The organism is Methylophaga sp. UBA4204, assembly GCF_002379485.1.
Taxonomy (GTDB): domain Bacteria; phylum Pseudomonadota; class Gammaproteobacteria; order Nitrosococcales; family Methylophagaceae; genus Methylophaga.
Map to the genome: position 1 here is coordinate 1 of NZ_DFTU01000016.1, position 4258 is coordinate 4258.

At 43.7% G+C, this 4258-nt stretch carries 3 protein-coding genes; 1 reads left to right on the top strand and 2 read right to left on the bottom strand.

Going from position 1 to position 4258, the window contains the following annotated elements; all coding sequences use genetic code 11:
• The coding region (locus B3182_RS02150; protein ID WP_292751363.1) for a sensor domain-containing diguanylate cyclase at positions 1–1068 on the bottom strand (1068 nt) is incomplete at its 3' end.
• A gap of 78 nt (positions 1069–1146) precedes the next feature.
• Positions 1147–2898: a pyrroloquinoline quinone-dependent dehydrogenase gene (locus tag B3182_RS02155; RefSeq protein WP_292354157.1), complete on the bottom strand. Its 1752-nt coding sequence runs from the start codon at positions 2896–2898 to the stop codon at positions 1147–1149.
• Positions 2899–3083: 185 nt separating this feature from the next.
• Between B3182_RS02155 and B3182_RS02160 the strand changes: the two genes are divergently transcribed.
• Positions 3084–4085, top strand: a complete 1002-nt coding sequence (locus B3182_RS02160; RefSeq protein ID WP_292354155.1) for a cytochrome-c peroxidase — start codon at positions 3084–3086, stop codon at positions 4083–4085.
• Positions 4086–4258: the final 173 nt, after the last annotated feature.

Sequence of the window (4258 nt, forward strand, 5' to 3'; positions counted from 1 at the left end):
GTCACCTGATGCATGACCATAGGTATCATTAATCTTTTTAAAATTATCTATGTCACATAATGCGACACAATAAATTTTGTCGCTACGTCTTGAGCGCGCGAGCTCTTCGGTGATCCGTTCGATAGCAGCATGACGATTTAGAATTGTCGTTAAATGATCATGGGTCGCTCGATAAATCAAATCCTTGTATAGATGGGACAGTGGATTTGCCAGCCGCTTGGCCAGTAAAGTACTGAGCACTACACTTATTATCACAATAAATAACGTTAAACCTAGCAGAGAATAATTCAGTCGATCAAAAACCCGATGAAAAATGGATAAATCTGCCAACAAAAATAATTGTATGGGCTGTTTATTAACGTTTTTTAACTTAACCTCTTCCAATAAAAATTGAGATCTTTGCCACCATAAGTCAGGCTCATTAGTTGTTTGAAGAAGATGGTCGAACTCAGCTTTATGAATTGGCAGTGTCGTTAAAAATAAATCTGTCTGGGTAGATTCAAACACAATATCCAACCCGGTTTTGAGCTTTAATTCTTCCAATAAAGGTGCATTTATTTCAAACGCGATAATACTGATGGCGACTTGATGTGGTGCATTTATGGGTACACTGAATAAACGATACAAACGATTATTTATTTCTACAAACTGACCCTGTTGACTGATGCCATGAACCGCCAGCCAGTTGATATCGGCCAGATCAGAGAGTGGAAAATCCAACTCATTCGCTGCAATCAGCTCACCGTTATCATTGAGCACCAACATTAAATCTGCCTGAATGCGTCCAGCATGGTTAGTGAGCATGCTGGTAATGGTTGGCACATTATTGGTGGCAACAGCTTCTCTGAATCCAAAGTCCTGAATAATGACTCTGGTGGCGTAATGTAAATTGGTTTCCCGGCTGTCGATGTACTGATGCAGAAAATAAGCAGCATTTGCCACCTGTTCACGGATTTGCTGCTGATTATGTTTATGAATAAACCAACCATGGCTCAGCTGCATCGCGAAAGCTGTCAGTAAAATCAGACTGACACAAAGTAGAATCATCCTGGTCTGGATGCTATTCATCTATAAGTCGTTTCCATAATATGCAGCGTATTCAGCCATCTGAACTCCGTTCATCAGGATTTATTAATCTGTAACTCTTCAGGGTAAACGCCATACCTTGATTTTTTGTCCAGTTTTGAAACCAAACAGACGATTGCCACCCACCGCAACAGCAATATGCTGTTTACCATTAACGCTGTATGTAATCGGTGGCGCATTGACGCCCGCTTCCGTTTTACCACTCCAGCGTTTTTCTCCCGAATCAGCATCAAAGGCCATCAGTTCACCGCTCCCTTCTCCGGTGAACACCAGACCACTGGCTGTACTTAAAACGCCGCCTATCAATGGATTTTCAGTTTTGACCTGCCAGACTATTTCTCCACTATCTAAATCAATTGCAGTTAATAAACCATGTTTTTCAGGAGTATTTAAAGGAGACATCGAAGAATAACGCACCGCTTCTTCTCCATCCTTGGCAGCCTGTTTGTGTAATTTATATTCCACCGGCCAGTGAATGGCGGCAATAAATACCAAACGTCTGCGAGCATCCACTGAAACGGGAGACCAGTTTGCACCGCCCATTACACCAGGATAAATAATCGTTCCTTCACTGCTGGGAAGTTCAAACATGTTTTTTTGCGGGACAAAGGCTTCGCTTTTATAGAGAAACTTACCATTACGTCTGTCATGTACATAAAACCAGCCCGTTTTACCAGCCTGACCAATTGCGGGAGTAGGTTGCCCCTTAATGGTAATATCAAACAAAACCGGCGGACTGGCTACATCATAACCCCAGCTGTCATGCGGGACTTGTTGGTAATGCCAGCGATAATCGCCACTGTTGGCATCAAGTGCCAGTAATGAACTGCTGTAAAGATTATCACCTGGTCTGGATGAGCCTTCCATTTGCGGTGATGGATTACCGGTACCAAAATGCAGAATGCCAGTATATGGGTCAATAACCGGCGTACTCCATGCCGAAGCACCACCATAACGCCAGGCGTCACCGTGCTGTTCCAGAGCGGCTTTTTCTTTTGCTATATCGCGAGGTAATTTCACCCCATCAGCTGTTTTGGTAACAAAATCACCTTCCCAATTTTCAGACTTGATGGTGTCAAACTGCCATTTTTGTTTACCAGTTTCGATGTCATATCCTGCCATGAAACCACGGCGCCCATATTTCCCGGCGATACCGACTACAGCGCCCAAAGGTGAATCAGAATCCGTAGCATCAAGATGTAATCCATATCCCACGCCGGTGATGCCAATAATGACTGTATCCTGATAAATCATCGGGGCCATATTGATGCCCGCTCCCGAGGTACCGGAGACGCTGCCCAGTTCAGTATCGTCCAGCGTACTAACATCTTCCTGAATACCACTGTTTTCATCAACAACACGATTATCCCAGCGTTTTTCTCCTGTTTTGGCATCCAATGCAATCAATCTGGCATCAATGGTGCCGGTAAAAACCATACCATTTGATACAGCCACACCGCGATTGGCAGGACCACAGCAAATGGGATAATCTTCATCTAAATCATGCTCATAACGCCATAATTGTTGACCACTCGCGGCATCCAGTGCGACCACATCGTTAAACGGCAAAGAAACATACATCACGCCATTCTGAACCACCGGTGTTGCCTGAAAGGTTTCATTTACACCGGTATCAAATTCCCATGCTTCAACCAGCTCCATAACATTGCTTTTGTTAATTTGGACCAGCTTACTGTGCCGTTGATGTAGATCATCGCCACCATAAACCGGCCATTCAATCTCTGTTGCTAAAACTGGCAGGGATAAAACAGTTAAAAGCCCTCCCAACCAGAAGATGTGTTTTAAAGGCATGGTTTTCTCTCTCTTAATTATTTTTAGTTATGATAACAATTACTATCGAACAAGAATTTTTTATCCCGTAAATTGGATCTTATGATCCAGATCAAATCAAAGCCCGATAACCCTACAGCAAATAATAAGTCTCCCTAAAATCAAATTATCAACATCTGTTGTTAATCAGATAAGTGAGGTAAGTAATGTATAAAACACTACTGGTAGGACTTATAACGTTTTTAAATATATCCCTTGTGTTGGCAGATAATTTTAGAAATGAGCCCATCAAACCGATACAGCCATTTATTATTACCGAACCCGCCAAAGTTGAACTCGGGAAAAAACTTTTTTTTGACCCCAGACTCTCCCGCTCAGGGTTCATATCTTGTAATTCCTGTCATAATCTCAGTATGGGAGGCAGTGATAACTTGCCGACTTCCATTGGTCATAATTGGCAGCAAGGACCAATCAACTCTCCCACCGTACTCAATTCCAGTATGAATCTGGCCCAGTTCTGGGATGGTCGGGCAGCCGATTTGCAGGAACAGGCTGCCGGACCAATTGCTAATCCGATGGAAATGGCTTTTAGCCACTCTCTGGCCATTGATGTTTTGCGTTCGATTCCACAATACGTTGCAGCATTCAATAAAATCTATGGCAGTAATGAGATTACTCTGGATCAGGTTACCAATGCCATAGCAGCTTTTGAAGAAACCCTGGTCACTCCCAATTCCCGTTTTGATCTTTGGCTTAAAGGCAGTGACAATGCCTTGACTGACACTGAAATTGCCGGTTATCAGAAATTTAAAGAAATCGGTTGTGTGGCTTGTCATAACGGGGCTGCTGTAGGTGGCAGTTCATTCCAGAAGATGGGGATTATGGAACCCTACCAGACCGAAAACCCGGCTGAAGGACGTATTGCAGTGACCGGTAAAGATGCCGATCGCTTTTCATTCAAAGTACCAACTTTACGCAATGTTGAATTGACTTACCCATACTTCCATGACGGTGCCTATTGGAAACTGGAAGATGCCGTCGATGTGATGGCCAGACTGCAACTGGGACAGAAGCTGGAAAAACAGGACATTCAAAACATAACGGCATTTTTGAAAACCCTGACGGGTGACCAGCCTCAATTTGCCGTACCACAATTGCCACCCTCTACTGGCGACACACCGATTCCTGTTCCATTTGAAAAGGAATAAGTAAAAAAGCCCGCCAGAGTTGATAACTGGCGGGCTTTTCTATTGAGCTGTTAATCAGACAGGTCTGAAACCCTATCAACTACTGCCGCATATAAATCTCGAGTTGAAGCAATCGCGCCATCCTGAACCTGTTCAGCCGAAATAACTTTGCCACCAGCAGCCTGAAGCGGGCG

Bases quoted from the DNA above. Each gene is read 5' to 3' on its own strand.
- B3182_RS02155 (WP_292354157.1), bottom strand. From the start codon at position 2,898: ATGCCTTTAAAACACATCTTCTGGTTGGGAGGGCTTTTAACTGTTTTA.
- B3182_RS02160 (WP_292354155.1), top strand. From the start codon at position 3,084: ATGTATAAAACACTACTGGTAGGACTTATAACGTTTTTAAATATATCC.